Annotated in this window: 15 protein-coding genes; 6 read left to right on the top strand and 9 right to left on the bottom strand. The window is 37.7% G+C overall.

The genetic code is table 11. The features are described 5' to 3' along the window. Positions 1 to 298: 298 nt before the first annotated feature. The gene (locus tag AC0VZ5_RS17025) at positions 299 to 3,478 is read right to left on the bottom strand and encodes a TonB-dependent receptor (RefSeq protein ID WP_475475049.1); all 3,180 of its coding nucleotides are present in this window, start codon (positions 3,476 to 3,478) and stop codon (positions 299 to 301) included. 43 nt (positions 3,479 to 3,521) lie between these two features. Beyond that, positions 3,522 to 4,376: a S1/P1 nuclease gene (locus tag AC0VZ5_RS17020; protein WP_464712012.1), complete on the bottom strand. Its 855-nt coding sequence runs from the start codon at positions 4,374 to 4,376 to the stop codon at positions 3,522 to 3,524. 236 nt (positions 4,377 to 4,612) lie between these two features. Here AC0VZ5_RS17020 and AC0VZ5_RS17015 point away from each other — a divergent pair, with 236 nt between their 5' ends. Both AC0VZ5_RS17015 and AC0VZ5_RS17010 read left to right on the top strand, forming a co-directional pair. After that, positions 4,613 to 5,482, top strand: a complete 870-nt coding sequence (locus AC0VZ5_RS17015; RefSeq protein WP_138606876.1) for a type 2 periplasmic-binding domain-containing protein — start codon at positions 4,613 to 4,615, stop codon at positions 5,480 to 5,482. Continuing rightward, entirely contained in the window at positions 5,482 to 6,426 is a 945-nt protein-coding gene (locus tag AC0VZ5_RS17010; RefSeq protein ID WP_475475048.1) for a hypothetical protein, read from the top strand. The genes AC0VZ5_RS17015 and AC0VZ5_RS17010 overlap by 1 nt, the downstream gene beginning before the upstream one ends. 129 nt (positions 6,427 to 6,555) lie before the next feature. On the opposite strand, the gene ushA is transcribed toward AC0VZ5_RS17010, so the two are convergent. After that, entirely contained in the window at positions 6,556 to 8,175 is a 1,620-nt protein-coding gene (gene ushA / locus AC0VZ5_RS17005; protein WP_475475047.1) for a bifunctional UDP-sugar hydrolase/5'-nucleotidase UshA, read from the bottom strand. Between the two features lie 80 nt (positions 8,176 to 8,255). After that, positions 8,256 to 8,447, bottom strand: coding sequence for a hypothetical protein (locus AC0VZ5_RS17000; protein WP_198522693.1), 192 nt, complete (start codon positions 8,445 to 8,447; stop codon positions 8,256 to 8,258). A 341-nt stretch (positions 8,448 to 8,788) separates the two neighbouring features. Between AC0VZ5_RS17000 and AC0VZ5_RS16995 the strand changes: the two genes are divergently transcribed. Then, positions 8,789 to 9,532 carry a peptidylprolyl isomerase gene (locus tag AC0VZ5_RS16995; RefSeq protein WP_138607792.1) on the top strand — a complete coding sequence of 248 codons (744 nt, stop codon included), beginning with the start codon at positions 8,789 to 8,791 and terminating at the stop codon, positions 9,530 to 9,532. 44 nt (positions 9,533 to 9,576) lie between these two features. On the opposite strand, the gene AC0VZ5_RS16990 is transcribed toward AC0VZ5_RS16995, so the two are convergent. Further along, on the bottom strand, positions 9,577 to 9,996 hold the full coding sequence (locus AC0VZ5_RS16990; protein ID WP_138607794.1) for an MAPEG family protein: 420 nt from the start codon (positions 9,994 to 9,996) through the stop codon (positions 9,577 to 9,579). 155 nt (positions 9,997 to 10,151) lie between these two features. Between AC0VZ5_RS16990 and AC0VZ5_RS16985 the strand changes: the two genes are divergently transcribed. Together AC0VZ5_RS16985 and AC0VZ5_RS16980 are read left to right on the top strand one after the other, a co-directional pair. Then, positions 10,152 to 13,034, top strand: a complete 2,883-nt coding sequence (locus tag AC0VZ5_RS16985) for an insulinase family protein (RefSeq protein WP_475475046.1) — start codon at positions 10,152 to 10,154, stop codon at positions 13,032 to 13,034. Positions 13,035 to 13,091: 57 nt separating this feature from the next. Then, positions 13,092 to 13,634 (top strand): GNAT family N-acetyltransferase, encoded by a 543-nt coding sequence (locus AC0VZ5_RS16980; protein WP_475475045.1) that lies wholly within the window; start codon positions 13,092 to 13,094, stop codon positions 13,632 to 13,634. On the opposite strand, the gene AC0VZ5_RS16975 is transcribed toward AC0VZ5_RS16980, so the two are convergent. From AC0VZ5_RS16975 to AC0VZ5_RS16965, 3 genes are read right to left on the bottom strand one after another with little or no spacing between them, the layout of a single operon-like run. Beyond that, a complete protein-coding gene (locus tag AC0VZ5_RS16975) occupies positions 13,621 to 14,238 on the bottom strand; it encodes a PqiC family protein (protein ID WP_010389022.1) in 618 nt (205 codons plus the stop codon). The genes AC0VZ5_RS16980 and AC0VZ5_RS16975 overlap by 14 nt on opposite strands. Then, complete coding sequence (gene pqiB / locus AC0VZ5_RS16970; RefSeq protein ID WP_475475044.1) at positions 14,238 to 15,893, bottom strand: intermembrane transport protein PqiB; 1,656 nt, start codon at positions 15,891 to 15,893, stop codon at positions 14,238 to 14,240. The genes AC0VZ5_RS16975 and pqiB overlap by 1 nt, the downstream gene beginning before the upstream one ends. Beyond that, positions 15,890 to 17,119 (bottom strand): PqiA/YebS family transporter subunit, encoded by a 1,230-nt coding sequence (locus AC0VZ5_RS16965; RefSeq protein ID WP_475475043.1) that lies wholly within the window; start codon positions 17,117 to 17,119, stop codon positions 15,890 to 15,892. The genes pqiB and AC0VZ5_RS16965 overlap by 4 nt, the downstream gene beginning before the upstream one ends. Before the next feature lie 140 nt (positions 17,120 to 17,259). Between AC0VZ5_RS16965 and AC0VZ5_RS16960 the strand changes: the two genes are divergently transcribed. Beyond that, entirely contained in the window at positions 17,260 to 18,030 is a 771-nt protein-coding gene (locus AC0VZ5_RS16960; RefSeq protein WP_010389019.1) for a substrate-binding periplasmic protein, read from the top strand. Between the two features lie 3 nt (positions 18,031 to 18,033). Here AC0VZ5_RS16960 and AC0VZ5_RS16955 read toward each other — a convergent pair whose 3' ends face one another. Further along, the gene (locus AC0VZ5_RS16955) at positions 18,034 to 18,843 is read right to left on the bottom strand and encodes an acyl-CoA thioesterase (protein WP_475475042.1); all 810 of its coding nucleotides are present in this window, start codon (positions 18,841 to 18,843) and stop codon (positions 18,034 to 18,036) included. Positions 18,844 to 18,851 lie beyond the last annotated feature (8 nt).

Below are 18,851 nucleotides of genomic sequence, written 5' to 3'. Positions count from 1 at the left end.
TTTTAATAGCTTTTTTATTTTAATTTTGGATTAGGAGGCTGAGTAACACACCTAACCCAAAATGTTTACATAGTGTACCTCATTTGATTGTTACAAATAAAATACAACTGTAACTTTTTTATTATAAAACACTTTTCGTGTGAACTTTAGCGTTTTATTAATGTTTCAATATTTTACTGTGAGATAGTAAGTAGTTTTTATGACAAACAGATGAAAAGTGACTTTTTCAAAAAAAAAGCCATTACATAAATGTAATGACTTTTTAATATTTATAAGCTTTTGCGGGGTAAGTTATAGATTAAAACTTATAGCTAACACCGATTTTAGCTTGCCAAGCAGATGAGCTACTAATTCGCGAGTAGTTCCTTACATCAGCGCCGCCATAGGTATTATCAAGTTTATATCTACCTTGGTCGTCAAGCCCACCAAAATCATAAATTGTTTGATTTGAATAGCTTAGACTTTTCTCGATGCCCCAGTCACTATTTAAAAGGTTAGCGAAGTTATCAATCATAAAGTACACCTCACCACTATGACCTTGAGCAAAACCAGGAATTTCCTGCTTTATACTTACATCCATGGTTGTAACCCATGGTTGTGTAGCTGTGTTTTTAGCTAAAATACCGCCACGTTGAGAAATACCAGCACTTTGCAGTAGAGGCTCTAACTCAGCCCAAGAAATTTTTGACTCGCCCCAGTTTACATTTGGATCGTCAGCACCGGTTGGTATGTAAGGTAAGTAAGCACCGTTTGTAAACAGTGAACTAGTATCCCCTAAATCACCATCTTTATACATTCCCATTGTGTAGCTGAATGGGCGTCCAGAGCGACGTTCAAAGTAGACGTTAAATTTAGTTGCATAACCACTAAACAACTCAGCGGTATAACCTAGGTTAACTTTAAAGCTATGTTCTATTTCATAAAACCCGCGAGCAGCAATATCTTCATTGCGGTTTACAGTGATATTGTGCTTATAGTTACCTTCTGCCTGTGATGCCGAACCTGCTGAAGACTCTTTAACATCTTGATGCGCATAACTTGCAGAAATAAATAAACCATTATCCCACTCTTTGGCAATACCCGTTGATAAGATGATTGAGCGACCATCATCAGATGAGTTCGTCATTTCAATATCAACGTTATCAGTAAGTGAACCTGAATATATAGTTTGATTAATCACGCGTTCACCATCAGCAGCTAAGCCAACAGGTGTAATTGAAGAATTGTGCCATACGGCTTCATTTTCTTTTTTATGGTAAGCGATTTCGGCTTGCCACTTAAAGCCGTCGCCGAATAGCTCAGAGTCAAAATCATACTCAAAACCAACTTGGGTACGAATACTTGAAGGAAGTTTAAAATCTGGGTCTATATATGCAACACTACCAGCGCCTTGCTGCAAAGAGTTTTTAATTTCATCAGGCACTTGGGTAATATCAGCAGTGTTATTAGCGTAGTAATCATTTATTACATCATTAGGTGCCGATACAAGCGTGATGCCATCACTTTGGAATGAGTTATTATACCAAACATTAGGAATGCCGCCTTGGAAACGACCGATACCACCGCTAATTGTAAGCGCTTCTGTCGCATAATATTTAAAGCCAATACGCGGTAAAATGATATCTAAGCCGTCAAGATTTTCTTGATTTGTGAACCCATAAGTACTGGCAAAATTTTCGTTTAGAGTAGGTTTGTCATCTGATGATAAACGTTCATAACGAACACCCGCAGTAACCTCTAAGTCGTCACCAACATAGAAAGTATCTTCAATGTAAAGTGCAAGTTGATTACGTCTTACATCATAAGCGGTATCAGCCGAATTATTCGTGTAGGCATTTTGATAAGAGAAATCATAAAAGCCTACATTGCGGTTCGCAAAGTCTTCTAAGCTATCAAACTTCCATGAGCCCAATGAGTTTTGAGCAAATAAATTGTATAAACGAAGTGACTCGTACTGAGCTCCAAAATTTATTTCATGCTCATCAGTTAAGTAAGTAGCATCGAATGTTAACGTTAAATTTTGTGTTTCAGAGCGATTTGCATGGCGGTATTGATCTGTACCAAAGCTGTAAGATGGGCCATTACGTCCATCTTCGTCTACCGATATACTTCCTAAATTAGAACGTGTCGCGCTGTCTGAAATGACATCTTTATAAGAAATACCAATTTCAGTTGAAAAGTCTTCAGTCCAATCTGAGTAGAGTTTAGTGGCAAAATTATTGAACTTAGTAACATACGCATAAGTATTTGACTGAAGAACGATGTTATCACCACCGTAGCTTGAATTACGCTCATCTTGATCGTCTTGCCATTGGTAAGTAAAATCTAGGCGATGATCATCACTTGCATTCCAGCTAAGCTTAACTAATAAGTTTTTATTTGTATCTTCTGGAGCACCCGCTAGTGAATCAGTGAGTCCGTACTCATCATTTAAGATTGAAATGAAACGGTTGTAATTAGCTTCAGTGGTATTAAATTCATTTGCAGCACCTGATCCGCTAAAACCATAATCAAGATCCGATTCACTTGACCATTCTGCATAGTTTACAAAATAAAACAGCTCATCTTCTATTAGTGCTCCACCAACATTAAAGCCAAACCTTTCTTCTGTTTGAATAGGCTCTACTTTATTAGTAGAAAAAGTTTTTTGACCAATCGCATCTAGGTCATCTTCTTCAACGATATTAAGAAGATCTCCTGATATATCAGGGGTAGATATTTCATAAAAGCCAGAAAATTTAAACTCATTTGTACCAGACTTTGTTACCGCATTAATAGTACCGCCACCAAAGTTTCCTTTAGAAGCCGAAAAAGGCGAAACATCTACAGATACTTGTTCAATCGCATCTAGTGCTACAGGGGGTTGTGAGGTTGGGTAGCCACCAAAATTTAAACCAAAGTCATCATTTTGGCCAATGCCATCTACAGTTAAACCATTCGTGCGTGGGTTACTACCGGCAAAAGTTAGTTGACCGCTACCATTAATACTTGCAAGTGGGTTTAAACGCGCAATGTCTTTAATGTCACGATTAAAGCTAGGCATGTTATTAATGGTATCTTCACCAAACGTACTGCTAGAACCGCCTGATTGTTGGATGATTTTATATCCAGAGACTTCAATCTTTTCAATATTTAGTGGTGCTAATTGCGACTTCAAGCGATAAGTTTCACCAAGGTTTAAAAAGATGTTTTCAACGGTGGTGTCGTTAAATGTATCAGAGTCGATAATCACGATGTATGGTCCACCAACACGCAAACCATTGGCTATAAAAGTACCACTTTCATTGGTTGTTAACTCACTGATTGTGCCAGTAGGTTGATGAACAACCTTAATTTTAACGTTTGCAGCGTTCGCACCTGAAGGTGTGGTGATTTTACCACGCATTGCAGATGAAGTGTCAGCAGCCATAGCGCTTGTTGAAACTCCTAGAGCAAGAATTACTGCCCCAGTTAATTTCGAAAGGCGAAGCTTTGTCATAGTGTTGATTTCCCGTTTAGGTTATTTAAGTTAGAAACTGAATTTATTTTGTTGCTTTTAGTGTTAAAGCTTTTTTTGAACGTTTACTCGCTGGATCAAATAATGTATTTAACAGTCCAGCCAAGCGAATGCCCGCTTGTTGTAAGCGCGTTTTTACAATAGGGGTGTGGTTGTAAATATAGTCGTAGCTAATATTTTCTTCTGTTGATTTATATATTTGTAAAGCAAGGTTGTGTGACTCTTCAAGCCAGCTTGTTGGGGTACTGTTTAAATACTCGTTAATTAACTCGCTGTTATTAGTATCTATAAATTGAGCGTATTCAGTAAAAGATAAATTTTCATTTTCTACCAGCTTAGTATCCCATAAGCTATGAAGATTGGTTTGTTGGTTAAAGAAAGAAACCTTAATGCGATTCCCGCCTCTATCTTCAGCTCTACCTGCATGAAATGGTTGATGGCTGTCGCCGACTAAGTGCACTAAAAAACGCAAACTAAACTGTTTTGCTGCAAGGCTTGATTTATCATCCTTCAATACTTTAATTGAATAGTGAATGCCTTCTAATATGTTTGTTACTGATTCTTTATGTTCAGTGTGTTCGTGGTTAAAGCTAAATTTTGCATTGTCATCTGCATTAATATAGTGCCAGCGAGATGATTTTTTTTGCCAAAAATCACCTGGCGCAGAGCGCATTTCATCTGGCCATGTTGAAATTTGTGCTAAAGATTCACCATTGAGATAAGGAATAAGTGCGGCCTTGGTGGTTTCACTTACATGAGCCTCTGCAATTTTACCAACAACGCGGTGGCCGTTTTGCCCCCATGCATTACAGTCTGTGCTTGCAAATATTGCACTAATTAAAAGTGTTAATGAAAGCGAATGTTTTACATTTATCTGCATCGAGGCATCCTAGTAAGTGTGAAATTTAATTTATAAAACCTTATAAGGTCAATTGTCCGTATTTTTCATGTTGATAGAAAGGACTCAATAAAATTCATATTTTCTTATTTAAAGTTGTTTTTTATCAATATATTATGTTTGATGGGTAAAATTACCTATTGTAATAAGTAATTAAAATTGTTCAAATGTATTATTACTTCATTTTAGATCGGTGTTTTTTGGATATTAAAAAGTTAATGTTGCATAAAACAGCAATTGTTACATTTATGTTTATAGTGTTGTTGCTTAGTTGGTTTGCTGGTCAAATGGCTGTAGATGAAAAAGAAATAGCTTTCCCAGTGATGATAGAAACATCAACGACATGTCAAACCACGGCAACGGCTAATCAAAATCAGCTTATAGTATTTACACCCTCAAAGTATGTTGCTCAATTGCTCACTAAAAACTTGTGTGATGATAAAGTTGTGGCAAAGCAATATGGGTCTGTTATTGGCTATTGGGGCTACAGAACCGTAGATAGCTTAGAGTTTGTTGGTAAAGGCATTGCGGATTTAATTTTAGCTAAAAATAATATTATGGAAGCGTTTAGAGCCGAGACTACTTACAATTATCAGCCAGTGGTCGGCTTTTCAGATTACACCGCGTTTTTTATATCTTCAAAAGAGAAGCCTCTGATCACTAAACAGTATTTTTTAGACAAAAAAATAGGCCTGCTAGATTATCCAACTAGCCGATCTGGACATATTTTGCCAAAACAAACGTTTAAGCAATTAGGACTTAATATTGCTCAACTAAAAATAACCTATGCCAGCTCACATAATGAATTGCGGGAATTACTGGCGAACGGTCAGGTTGACCTGATTGCCTCTTTTTGGAGAGAAAATGATAGTAAGCGCTTCTCAAAGAATTATATTACGCCCATAAGCAGTAATGTTGCAGGTACTCGTTGGTACTTAAAAATGCAGCATAACAATACCGACTTGCTCTGCGCTGTACAATCTCACTTGCTAAGTATGTCTAAAGAACAATCGTTTCAATACTATCAAGATGTTGAGCCATATTGGCAATGTAATAATTACCCCGTTACCTTTATAGGGGAGTCGTAATGAGAAAGCTTGTATCGTCATTAGGTGTTTTTATATTATTCATTGTATTTTCATTGGTGTTTTATATTTCAACAACACATAAGCAGCAACAGCTAAACAAGTTACAAATAGCTCAAATAGAAAAACAAATCGCTTTAGACTTACCTCTGCTCGATTTATCAAATGAGCTTCTTAAACACTCTGGTAATAAAGTTGCAATACAACATTACATACAAACAGTAAATACTCATATCCAAGGCACGGGTATAGAGGTAATTTCGATAGTGCCAGAGCACGAGTTTATTTCATCCTTAAAAACTGATGAGTTTATTCGAAAACTAAATAGTAATAATAGTGTAGTTTTTATAGCTTTATCCTTAAAGCAGCCTCATTTTTCGCATACTAGAGTGACTGTTTATATACTGCTTTTTGTTGTCAGTGCATTATTTATGGTCATGATAAAACAGGCTGAAATTTATCAAAGAAATAAAAAACTCATTACTGAGCAGGAGCCAAGTACACTAGAATCAAAGCCATTAATACTCGTGATTAATTTAAAAAGTAAAACTTTATCCAGTAGTTATTATCCCGAGCAAGAAGTGGCGTTAGCAAATAAGCCGTTGTGTTTTTATCTAGCGCTTGTTGAGTTTTGTACTAATAATCCAGAGATTAAACTTAACCATAATAAAAATGTACCCGAGGAGCTGTTAGAACTTGCCAATAAGTACTTTTATCGTTTAGTTGAACTCGGGCATACCATCAGAAAACGACCAAACTTTAATAACAGTTTAGAAAAAACCCTGAGTGAAATTCGTGCGGCGTTAGATGATGTATTGAATGATTGCCCAGAGCAGAAGGAGCTGTATTATCCGCCAAAGGCATTTGGAGAGGGCTCTCGATCACGGATGCATAGCTATGGCTTAGTAAATGTTAACCAAGGCAATATAGAAATAATAGGAAAGTAATTTAGTTTTATCGTTTAGGGTGAGTGATTTGTGGGCTGAAATGTTTGATTAACTAGCTTTGCTCTCACATAGAGTTTAATGAAGAGTGTCATTAGCATTTTAATGACACTCTTCGCTGTTCACATTAGATTATTTAGGTGCAAATTCACGTGCATCAACAGGGCTATGCTCAGTAAAAAACCGTTTTAAAGCTTGCGAGTCAGTTTCATCAGTGCTTACAAACCCGGCCATTTTTGTGATTTTTGGATAATTATCGCCACCTGAGGCGTTATATTCATTAATACTCATGCGGTATGTTTTGTTTATATCAAGTGGCTTGCCGGCGATAAATACGTTAGTTACCTGCCCAGCTTTTAATTCAAATGCTAAGTTATGATATTGCATGTAAGCACCAGAGTCTGGTGGGAAGCGTGTCACGACATTTAAATAGGTTAAGATTTCACTGCCTTGAAAGTCGATATAGGCGACACGGTTTTTGAAAGGTTGTACTTTAAGTATATCTTTATAACTCACGTCACCCGCATTAATACTATCGCGAACACCGCCACCACTGATAATACCAAAATCGGCACCTACGGTGTTCATTTGTGCTTGGATAATAACGCGCGCAAGGTTTGTTTGCTCAAAGCGTACTTTGTTACGATCTCCCTCAAGTCTGTCATTGACGAAGCCAATTTTCCCCTCAATTTGCTTAGCCCCCTTTTGTTGGTATGCTGCCAAAAAGGTCTGTAATGCAGAGTCAGGTTTAATGTAATCTGCAGCTAGAACGGCTTTTATGCTGCCGTCTGGTTGCTTTTTATCGACATATAAATTAACGGGTAATAATTGGTAACTCAGTAGAGATAATTGGCCGTTTTCTAATTTAAATTCTGCTTTGCCCACATACTTACCCCATTCGTGGGCTTGCATTATCCATGTCCCATTTTGCTGATCTGGTTTACAGGCTAAACCCGGTTTAAAGTTCTCATCAGTAACATTTTTAGCAGCCATACACACTGGCTCTTGAGAGTGTCCACCAATAATCATATCAAGGGCATTTTTATCTAAAGAGCGAGCAAGTGTGACATCACCAGGGGCATTGATCCCATTTTTAGCATCTGCATAGTGGCCCATATGTGTTACTGCAATGGTAATGTCCGGGTTATATTTTGCTCTTAGCTTTTGGGTGAGTGAGGCAGTTACTTTAACCGGATCTTTAAAATCCAAATGGCCAATGTATTGTGGGTTACCAATTTTTGCGGTATCCGTTGTTGTTAAGCCAATAACGGCAATGGTTAAGTTCCCTTTATTAAATATTTTATAGCGCTCAAAAACTGTTTCGTTAGTTTGTTTATCGAAAATGTTGGCCGATAAAAGAGGAAAGTTAGCCCATTTTTGTTGTTGTTTTAATACACTTAATGGATTATCAAACTCGTGGTTACCTAATGCCATTGCGTCATAGCCGATTTTCGACATACCTTTAAAATCGGGCTCAGCAAATTGTAGGTCTGACTCCGGAATACCAGTGTTTATATCACCGCCTGATAACAATAACACCTGATGTCCCTGTGTCTTTGCTTCTGCTCTTAACTGGTCAATTAGGGTCTTACGGGCTGCCATGCCATATTCGCCTTTTTCATTATGCCAAAAGCGACCATGGTTATCATTGGTATGAAGAACTGTTAAATATTGTGCTGCAGGTTTATTGACAGAGTCGCTGGCACAGCCAGATAAACCAAGGAAAAAAACAAGAAAAATAAGAGTACGCATAAGATACCTATCGATGAATAAAAGCTCAATCTAGTAGGTGGCTAGTTTAAACTAGTTCGAGATTAAAAAAACGCACTTCTTTATGTTTTTTCAGCCAGTGAGGCTTCTCGCTGTTGTTCTACAACTCTGTTTCTTCGTGCTAGTTCATCTCGTGCATATTGAGATTTTTGATGATTAACATCAATCATCCATTTCAAAAAGCTCACGGGCAATTGGGTGTATGGCTCACCTTTATGTAATCCAAAATCACAAATAGTCGTGTTATTAGTCATTTTATGTACTCCTATCAATGTGTTAGGGCCTAATGACCTTTAAATGGCAACAGTCCCTGATTGATAATAACAAAAAAAGAGTGATTGATAAGGGGCTTTTTAAATACCTTGCAAGGTTTAAAATTAATTAAAAAGAGTAACCGTAATGTACACCAAGGCACACAGGCAATTAATTATCCATAACGTGTTTAAAATAAAAATGTAAACAGTTGTAACTTCGATGTAATTAACTTGCTATGAATTGTAGCGTTAAGTACTTATATATCGATTTACAAAATAAATAGCACTATTCTATGATGCATAAAATATTAATTCTAATGACAATAAAAATAGGAAAAATAATGAAGAAGCTTATCTTAGCCTCAATTTTAACTGCAACAAGTTTTTCAAGCACTGCAACTATAGTCGAAATGCAAACGAGCCAGGGAACGATACAAATTAACTTGTTTGATCAACAAACTCCTAAAACAGTAGAAAATTTCCTAAGTTATGTTGATGATGCTGCATATAATCAAACGGTAATACATCGCTCTATTGATAAGTTTATCATTCAAGGAGGGGGCTTTACCTTTTCTGATAAAATGGATCCAATTACAACCAAACCTTCGGTTATTAACGAACCTATTTATTCAAATGTTAAAGGCACCATTGCTATGGCAAAACAGGGCGGTAATGAAAACAGCGCTACCAGCCAATGGTTTTTTAACATGAGTGATAACAGCCAAAACTTAGATTTACAAAATGGTGGTTTTACCGTGTTTGGACAAGTCACTGCGCAAAGTCAAGAAACCTTAAATAAAATTGCTGCCTTAGTCCATTGTTCAGAGGTACCATTAGTTGGTATTACTCAAGCCCAATGTTCAGATGAAAATTTAGTTATTAGTAATCAAAACTTGGTATCAATTCAAAGTGTGGTTGTGCTTGATGATGATCCTAATTCAGCACAAAACTTGACACCCAAAGAAAATACATTAATTGATAACGTAGAAGTTACACCACCAAAAACTTCAGACTCTAGTGGTAGTGTAGCGTGGTTATTAGGTGCACTACTGCTAGTAGCACCTCGATTAAAACGTACAAAATAAACTTATAAATAATAACGGCGAATTGTTAAATTCGCCGTTATTTTTTAGTGGTAAAGTACACCCAGCACTAGCAAAATCCACATTACAAACACAGATAAGCAGCCTAGTAAAAACACTCTAAAACGGGCTCTTAAATGATTACTACCCAGGTGAATGATGCTGTGAATAATTCGCGTAGCGACAAATAAACAGGCAAGTACTGCAATACTGACACTCGCCATATTAAGCTGTAAAGCAAGTAAACATCCCGCATAAAAAAGCACAGGTATTTCGAATTGGTTGCTAAAGTTACGATCAGCAACTCTGACATAATCGCCCGCATTATCAAGGCGCATAGCGGCAAAATCATTTAACTGTATCTGTTTATTTTTGGCCGCTGCAAAACGACGTTTTCCCATAATCACCATAACAACTAATGAAAGTGTTACCTGCACAAACATGGCCATTATTATTATCTTTTCCATAACTTACCTTATTGATTATTTGATTACTATTCACAATGTGTTACACAATTAAGTACTAATTAGTAGCATAGTATTACTTGATGATGGTAGTTTATTCCTGATTTAGTATTTTTGTAACACTAAACACGTATTTAACAGCAATGGATATAATTAAAATGAGACACGTCATCGGCTTAAGTGCAATTGCACTGGCAATATTAAGCGGTTGTTCGAATACCGCCACTCTTTCTCAATCTTCACAAACATCACTGTTGTCACCAACGCTCGTTGTTAGCCCTAACGATAACCGTGAATATAAAACCTTGAAACTTGCTAACGATATTGAAGTGATTTTAGTCTCTGATCCAAGCGCTGAAAAATCTGCTGCTTCACTGAGTGTAGGTGTAGGTCTGTTACATGACCCAATGAGCCAACAAGGTATGGCGCATTACCTAGAACATATGTTGTTCCTAGGCACTGAACGATACCCTGATACCAAAGGGTACTCCGATTTTATGACTAAAAATGGTGGTGCGCATAATGCTTATACTTGGCTCGATATTACCAACTACATGTTTAAAATTAATAACGATGCGTTTGAAGAAGGCTTAGACCGCTTTTCAGACTTTTTTAAAGCCCCTAAGCTTTACCCAGAATACACAGAAAAAGAAAAAAACGCAGTGAATGCTGAGTGGTCAATGCGTCGTGAAATGGACTTTTTTGGCCAATTTAAATTAGCACGTAAAATGATGGGGGAACACCCAGCTAACCGATTCTTAATTGGTAACCTTGAAACACTAGGTGACAAAGCGGATAGTTCTTTACACAAAGAAACGGTTGATTTTTATAATAAATATTATTCATCAAATATTATGAAAGTGGCGCTGATTTCTAATTTACCGATTGCAGAAATGCAGAAAAAAGCACAAAAATACTTTGCTGACATTGAAAATAAAAATATTGAAAAACCTCGCGTTACTGCGAGCTTAGATTTTGATAATGCCGGTGGAAAACGTGTTTTTTACTCACCAAATGAAGACGTTAAACAACTACAGCTCGATTTCACAATTGCTAATAATCAAACTGAATTTGCAGTAAAACCTAATCGCTTTGTTGCTTATTTACTAAGTAATGAAATGCCAGGTAGTCCAGCACAATTATTACGTGATAAAGGGTGGGTATCGCAGTTATCCGCTTCGGCCTCTCCAAATCAATATGGCAACTACGGTTCTTTGAGCGTTAATATAGAGTTGACTGATGAAGGTATGAAAAACCGCGAGTCAATTGTTGCGACAATTATGCAATACATTGACTTGATTAAGCGTGAGGGCGTTAATAGTAAATACTTTAATGAAATTCGCACCTCTTTAAACAATCAGTTTAAATTTTTAGAAAAGGGCGATGAGTTTAACTACGTTAGTGCGTTGACTCAAAGCATGCAAGATTACCCGTTAAATCATGCGATAAACGCACCGTACTACTATGCTCAATTTGATGCTGATGCGGTGAACAATGTACTTAAGCAACTTAATGCCGATACACTTCGTATCTGGTATATTTCTCAACAGGAAGATACAGATTCTGAGCTGCATTTTTACGATGGCAAATATAAAATTAATGATATTAGCGATGCAGAAATTGCCAGCTGGGAAAAACCAAGTGATTTTAATTTAGCATTGCCAAGTGTTAACAATTTACTGCCAGAGAGTTTTGCAATTAAAACGCAAGCCTTTAAAGAGCAGGAGCATCCTGAGCTTAGCTACGATAAAAACGGCGTAAAAATTTGGCGCCAAGCAAGTCAGCAGTTTGCAGAGCAACCCAAGGGATTAGTTGAGGTGTATATCAATACGCAAACAGGTTTGCATGATATTAACTCAACCGTACTTTATTCTGTTTGGGCTGATCTGTATAACACTCAATTAAGTCAGTTACGAACTGAAGCTGCCGTTGCTGGTATGAGCGTTAATTTAAGCTCAAGTAATGGGTTGGTGCTATCGTTAAGTGGTTTTACCGATAAACAAGATATTTTACTTAAACAAGCGTTAGCTGGGTTTGATGCTGAAATTTCAGCACAAGCGTTTAATCAAGCGATTGACCGTTATCAGCGAGATTTACTGAATCAACAAAAACAGTTCCCGTATGCACAAGCATTTGGTGAGTATTCTAAGCTGACTCGTACTGGTAGTTTTGATACAGAAGCGCTAATTAAGGCTGCAAAAACATTAACGCTTGCTGATTTACACGCTTTAAAGCAAAGCACCTTAGCAAATAATAACTTACGTGTATTTAGCTACGGTAACTACAACCAAAAAGACATTGATGCTATTGCTGCTGAGTTAGCGGCTATCTTACCAAGCACACATACTCAAACGGAGTTTGCACGCAGTAAAGCGTGGTTACCGCAACCGAGAGAAGCGCGTGTGTTGCACAAAGATATTGATGTAGCCGATGTAGCGGTGGTCGATATGACCATTCACCCAATACCTGGTTACAAACAAAAAGCTCAGGCAGCAGTATTGCAAGGTCACTTTAGAACAATCGCCTTTGATAAAATGCGTACTGAAGAGCAACTTGCTTATGCAGTAGGCGCATTAGCGCGTCCCATTAAAGATTACTCAGGTATTGGTTTATTTATCCAAACACCGGTGAAAGGGCCTAAAGACATTCAAGTGCGCTTTGACAAGTTTAAAAAAGAGTACGCTTCTGAGCTTAATGCCATGAGTGAGGAAACATTTGCACAGCTTAAAAATGCAACTTTGGTTTCGTTAAAAGAACAGCCAAAGAATTTAAGCGACGAAATGAGTCCATTGATTAACGATTGGTATCGTGAAAACTTTGATTTTGATTCAAGACAAAAATTAATTGCAGAGGTGGAAAAAGTCACCCTTGCTGATATTAAAGATTACTACCAGCAAACAATGTTAAACCCAAAAGCAGCACGTTTAAATGTGCAGCTACGCGGCACTAAGTTTAGTGATAGCGAGTTTGCTGATTTGCCAAATCAGACTAAAGTGACGAGTTTAGATGATTACTACAGCGATATAAAATTGCAAAAGTAAGTTTGAAATTACTCTAAAACCAAAAAACCCAGTCATTGTTGATTGGGTTTTGTTTTAATGTCGTTAAATTATAGTATTGAACTCCAAGGAGTTATTTTGATTATTGCTTTTAGAACTGAACGTTTACTCTTACGCTTCGCACAAATAGCAGATGCGGCGGAGTTACTTAAGTTAGTTAATCAGGCCAACTTTATTAAATACATTGGTGATAAAGGTATTTATACTTTAGACGACGCTAAAAAATACATCAAAGACAGTTTTATATCTGCCCACAAAGAACACGGTTTTGGGCCTTATATAATCACACTTCATGATGAAACAGTTATTGGTATTGTTGGTTTTTATCAGCGAGCGACTATGCAACATCCCGATTTAGGGTTTGCGTTAAAAGACGGCTTTGAAAAACAAGGTTATATTTTTGAAGCAGCTACAATACTTTTAAATAACAGACATAAATTAGGTATAAAAGATGTATGCGCAATTACTTCAACGGCTAATTTAGGATCTCAAAATGTACTATATAAACTAGGTTTTACTGAGGTGGGCAAGGCATTCATCAATGCTGATAAAACCACCATCAAAGTGTTTATTTATGATTGAGTCTTGTTTTTTCAATTTCTTTTGCCGCAAGAATGTTGATTTGTTGCCACATTTTTTCAAGAGTCGCCACCAATGAATCATAGCCATCATCATCGATTGGCATAACAGATGAAAAATTATGGATGCTTAGTAAACGTCTACCTGATTCTGGGTGAGTGTAGTATAAACGCCATAGCCCTGAAATATCTGCATTACCTTGCAGATCACCGTTAAAGTGGTGTAGTTCGTATTCTAATTCGTAAAATGTTTGTTGCTGTTGGTCGGTAATGACCGGCAATCCTTTAATAACCATCCAGTTGGTCATGGTATTAAATAATGTTTGCTGCGCGCTGGCACTCAGCATAACATCTGGTGATTCCCCCCATAGATGATAATTAGCAGCATGAATTTGATTACTATCTACTTTCATCGCAATACCCCGATTATTCAATGCCCCTCTTAAGGTAACTGTTTGCACTCTGAGTTGTGCCTGTGTATCTTGCACATTACGAGAAGAGTCATTAATGGGTTGCTCAAACTGGTAATATTGAGTTGCAGTTTGAATAGCCGAACTACAACCACTGATAAAGAGCACACTTGTTAAAAGTAAAAATAGTGCTTTCATTATTGTTTCCTCGGTTGCGGGTCACTAGGCAGTGACTTATCAAAAATGAGCATGTTAGGCTGTTCGTTTAAACCACGAGTAAGTGGTTGGAATTCTTCAGATAAACGTTTAATTTGTAGCAGTGTTTGTTCAAGCTGGTGGTGCATTTGAGATCCTGCTTGGTAGCTTGCCATTGTTTTATCAAATTGACGCATGGTTATTTCAAACTGTTCCATGCTTTTGGTTATTTTTTCGAGATTACGATTAAAGTCACCGGGTAAATTTTGGGTATCAGGTTTACTTAATAATATGCGCATTTCACTGGCCAATGCCTGATACTCGCTAAAGGTTGTTTGCATTTTTGCCAAGCTGTCTTCAATTTTTAAATTATTTACTTTATTCAATACATCAGACACTTGGTCAGCAAGCACGGTTATACCGCTCGATACACTAGGAAATACATCATATTGAGCAAGCTTTTTAAGTTCGCTTTTAGGGGTGTCGGTATAAAAGTCAAAATCAACATAAACTGCACCGGTTAACAAATTCCCTGGCTTTAATGATGCCCTCATACCATTTTTTATCCACTCGATTATGCTTGATTTCCAATACTCTTTAGCTAAGGCGTTGTTGTGGTATAAACGTCCATATTCGACTTTGATCAATACAGGGACAGCGGTGTTTTTAGCACGAAAGTGAGCGGGTTTGCCATCTATTATTACGTTCGCGGGAGCTTCAACTACAGTACCTATGCGTGTACCGCGATATTCTACTGGCGCACCTACACGTAACCCACGAATGGATTGTTCAAATTCGATAAGGTAATAATCAAAGTCATAAAAGCGTTCTTCTAGAGCTTGTTTGTAACTTTGACTTAAAGAAAAGCTATGACCGTCTTTTGCCAAATCGCCGGGAGCTTGCTGGTCAGGTAAACCAACAGAGATCCCCCCTTTCAATAATTTGCTTAAAGAACCAGTGTTAATGTTGATACCATCTGCGGAAAGATCTATTTCTATACCTGAGTTAACCCAAAAAATAGAGTTTAAGGTGATCAAGTTCTCATAGGGGGCTTTAATAAAAATACCGTATTGCATTGCTTGGTTTTTCCAATCAAAAGTAGCGGTTTCTATTTGGCCTATTTTATAGTTTTTAAAAAATATGCCAGTACTGACATCAAGTACTTCTGCATTGTAACTGAGTAACTTAAAACGGCCACCTTGAACATCTTTGCCTATTAATGCGGGTTCCTCTTGAAGTTTAAACTGCTTCTTTAGTTGTTTACTTTCGCCTGGCGAAAACTCTAAATAAACGCCTGAGAGCAAAGTGCTCATGCCACTAATGCCTGTTTCATCTATACGAGGTTTTACCACCCAAATACGGGCATCTTCAGTAAGCAAGTTATCGTAGTTTTTATCTATTTGTGCCCGTGCAATAACACTGTCTTGGCTGTCGGAAAGGCGTATATGATCAATTTGTCCTATTTTAACACTACGTACTTTAATTTCTGTTTTACCGGCAACAATGCCCTCGGCTTGCGGCATAGAAATATAGATTGTTTGACCTTTATTTAATTGGTATTGATAAAGCATCCAAATACCTACCAATAAGGCAACCACGGGAATAATCCAAATCGCAGAAATACGTGTTTTTTGTGCTACGTTGGCTGTTTTAGTCATGCTTTATTCTCTGCGTTTTTATTTTTAGGTGAATCCCACAGTAAACGAGGGTCAAATGCGTGTGCTGCCATCATTTGGCATAATACCATAACAGTAAAAAAGACGATGCCTAAACCCGGTATAATCGACATCAAATTACCTAGCTGCACTAATGCAACTAATATAGCCACAACAAACACATCAATCATAGACCATTTTCCTATAAATTCAGTAAGTTGATACACTTTTGTGTAACCTTTTGTATGCAGGTTGGCGGGTTTTGTAACCATAAAACATAAAAAACTTAAAATGAGCGCTTTCGCTAATGGCACCACCACACTTGCAAAAAAGATAATCAGCGCAATTGGGTACGAGCCACTATTCCATAAAGTAATAACACCAGAAATAAGCGTGGCAGGGGTTTCATCCCCTAGGCTAATAGTGTACATAATGGGCAGTAAATTCGCGGGGATATAACAAATTACGGAGGTAACTAGCCAAGCTGCTGCTTTTTGAACGCTGTAGGGGTTTCTTAAGTAGGTTTTACTATGGCAACGAGGGCAGGTTAAATCAACACTCAATTGGTGGCAAACATGGCAGGCTTTTATATTATCGTCTATTGCACGTTCTGCGCCTGCACTACTTTGAAGCCGAGTTGCCGGGCTTACCTGCGACCACAACCTTGCACGATTTAGCCGTGTTAACGCACTAACATAAAAAATTACAAATCCCACATAGGCAAAAAAGCTGGTACCAAAACTAACCTCAGCTAATGACATTATTTTAACCATACTGACCAAAACACCAATCAAAAAGATTTCTGACATGATCCAAGGCTCAAGGGTTAAGGTAAACTTTAATAGCCTTCTGGCGAGCGCTTGTGGCAGCGCTTTGAGTACCCCTAAATGTAAAGGGATCAATATTATGAGCAAACTCATAGGCAGAATAATAATGCTGATATCAATAAACAGGCCGAGCAGGTCACTATCATAATTAAATAGAATGCGAGCAGCGTCAGGTAGGGTAATTGTTTGGGTAATACCGTTGCTACTAAAAGAAATAAACGGATAAAACATACTGCTGAGTAACATCAGCAGTGCGCTGAAGCTTAATGCGACTATTTCGGTATCATGGTTAACATTAACACCGCGAATTTTGTGGTTACAGCGAGGACACACCGCAACCTGTTTGGCATTAATGTCGGGAATATCAATGATAAGATCACAGCTTGGGCAGGCAGTTTGCAAAATGTTAGCTTATAGTTAATTCAATAATTTAAATATTGCTATAATTAATAGCTAAATACAAACACTGCGGCTAAATTACTAACAATATAATAAGAAAAGTAACCCCAACAACTGAAAATAAAAACGTATTAGGTGATAGTGTGAAAGTGGTATTTTTATTAGCCTTAGTGTGCTTATGTGGCGATAGCTTGGCATTTGTTAAAGGTATTAATCAGCAGCGAGTTACTATTGCTGCTAACCCTACAGTTGCACCTTATGTAATAAGTGAAAATGATTCAGGTATTCAGCTCGAGATTGTAAAAGCAGCACTTAGTAACCAAAATATAAATAAGGTTGATGTGCAATATATGTCAAATCAGCGTGCCGATGCTTTATTGAACCGAGGGCATGTCGATATTGCATTAAATTATTCGGGTATTTTAATTACTGGCATATATCGAAGCCAATCTGTTGTCAGTTATGAGAATGTAGTGGTGAGTCTTAAAAAGAGTAACTTCACTATTAATACGATTTACGATTTGGCCACTAAAAGCGTTTTAGCATTTCAAAACGCCCCCGCTTATTTACCAAAAGAGTTTGGCCACAACTTAGAGAACTTGAGAGGGTACGAAGAAGTACTTAATCAACAAGCGCAGATTCATCATTTAATGGCAGGCTGGGTTGATACGATTATTCTCGATAGACGCATATTCCTTTACTACTTAAAGGAATATCAAAAAACCAATGCCACAAAAGATTTTGTTATCCATGCTATTTTTCCATCTGCGGCAAGGCCTGCGTACTTTAATAATGATTTGCTGAGACAGCAGTTTGACAAAGGCTTAGCTAACATAATTCAAAGCGGTGAATATCGCACCATAATGCTTAATTTAGATAAACAATATACCCAGCGCGACTTCACTCGTTTTTAATTGTTAATCAAATAAAGCCACGGTTTGGCGGGTGAGCGCAATAAGCTCGCCCGATTGCGACCAAATACAGCCATCTTCAAGTCCGTAGCCATCTTTTGAGTGATGAGTAATTGCTTCAAAGCCTAACCATTCACCCGGGACTAAGTTAGGTGCTTGTACAAATTCTAAATACCACGACATACTACTTGCCGGTGCTGGTTGTTTAAACATTTGCAGCAATGTTGGCGGCCATGCGTCAGTAAGTGCAATAACATGGGCTTCTGTAATTGCTTCTGGCGTATGTTTAAAGCGCATCCAACCACCTAAATGAGAGGTTTCAGCACTGCTAAACGGCATGGCTCCTTGTTGAGGGCATAAATCAACATGTTGGAAAAACTCTGGCATTTGCCCAGGTACAAATCCTAAACAGTGACGTTCGTTCACAGGGTGTAAGCTTAGCGACTTTGATACCGGTACATTAATTGATGAATTACGGTTTTTAGCAAAACAGGCCTGTACAATAACGCATACTGCGTCATCTTGAATGGCTTTGGCTAGCACTTGGGTACTACTTTTCCCTTCACGTAATATTTCTACCGACAAAGAAAATGGCTTTTCAGCCAACAAAGGGCCTACAAAGTTTGTACTTAAAGAAAGCAGTCGTCTTGATGAATCAACGTTATTGCGCATTGCTTGATAAAGAAGCGCCGCAGAAAGTCCGCCAAAAGCGGTTCGACCTTGGCACCAATTAGCAGGGAACTGCATAGTATTGGTTTCTGGGCCTGTTTCCTGACTTACTTGAGAGGCGAGTTGTAATAATTGTTCAAAGTGCACAAATAATG

This window comes from Pseudoalteromonas sp. QJM3NY_12, from assembly GCF_056173165.1.
This window is presented reverse-complemented; position numbering and strand designations above follow the sequence as displayed.

What these genes read in the sequence shown, in the direction of transcription:
- AC0VZ5_RS17025 (WP_475475049.1), bottom strand. Translation starts at nt 3,478, where the DNA reads ATGACAAAGCTTCGCCTTTCGAAATTAACTGGGGCAGTAATTCTTGCT.
- AC0VZ5_RS17020 (WP_464712012.1), bottom strand. Translation starts at nt 4,376, where the DNA reads ATGCAGATAAATGTAAAACATTCGCTTTCATTAACACTTTTAATTAGT.
- AC0VZ5_RS17015 (WP_138606876.1), top strand. Translation starts at nt 4,613, where the DNA reads ATGTTGCATAAAACAGCAATTGTTACATTTATGTTTATAGTGTTGTTG.
- AC0VZ5_RS17010 (WP_475475048.1), top strand. Translation starts at nt 5,482, where the DNA reads ATGAGAAAGCTTGTATCGTCATTAGGTGTTTTTATATTATTCATTGTA.
- ushA (WP_475475047.1), bottom strand. Translation starts at nt 8,175, where the DNA reads ATGCGTACTCTTATTTTTCTTGTTTTTTTCCTTGGTTTATCTGGCTGT.
- AC0VZ5_RS17000 (WP_198522693.1), bottom strand. Translation starts at nt 8,447, where the DNA reads ATGACTAATAACACGACTATTTGTGATTTTGGATTACATAAAGGTGAG.
- AC0VZ5_RS16995 (WP_138607792.1), top strand. Translation starts at nt 8,789, where the DNA reads ATGAAGAAGCTTATCTTAGCCTCAATTTTAACTGCAACAAGTTTTTCA.
- AC0VZ5_RS16990 (WP_138607794.1), bottom strand. Translation starts at nt 9,996, where the DNA reads ATGGAAAAGATAATAATAATGGCCATGTTTGTGCAGGTAACACTTTCA.
- AC0VZ5_RS16985 (WP_475475046.1), top strand. Translation starts at nt 10,152, where the DNA reads ATGAGACACGTCATCGGCTTAAGTGCAATTGCACTGGCAATATTAAGC.
- AC0VZ5_RS16980 (WP_475475045.1), top strand. Translation starts at nt 13,092, where the DNA reads ATGTCGTTAAATTATAGTATTGAACTCCAAGGAGTTATTTTGATTATT.
- AC0VZ5_RS16975 (WP_010389022.1), bottom strand. Translation starts at nt 14,238, where the DNA reads ATGAAAGCACTATTTTTACTTTTAACAAGTGTGCTCTTTATCAGTGGT.
- pqiB (WP_475475044.1), bottom strand. Translation starts at nt 15,893, where the DNA reads ATGACTAAAACAGCCAACGTAGCACAAAAAACACGTATTTCTGCGATT.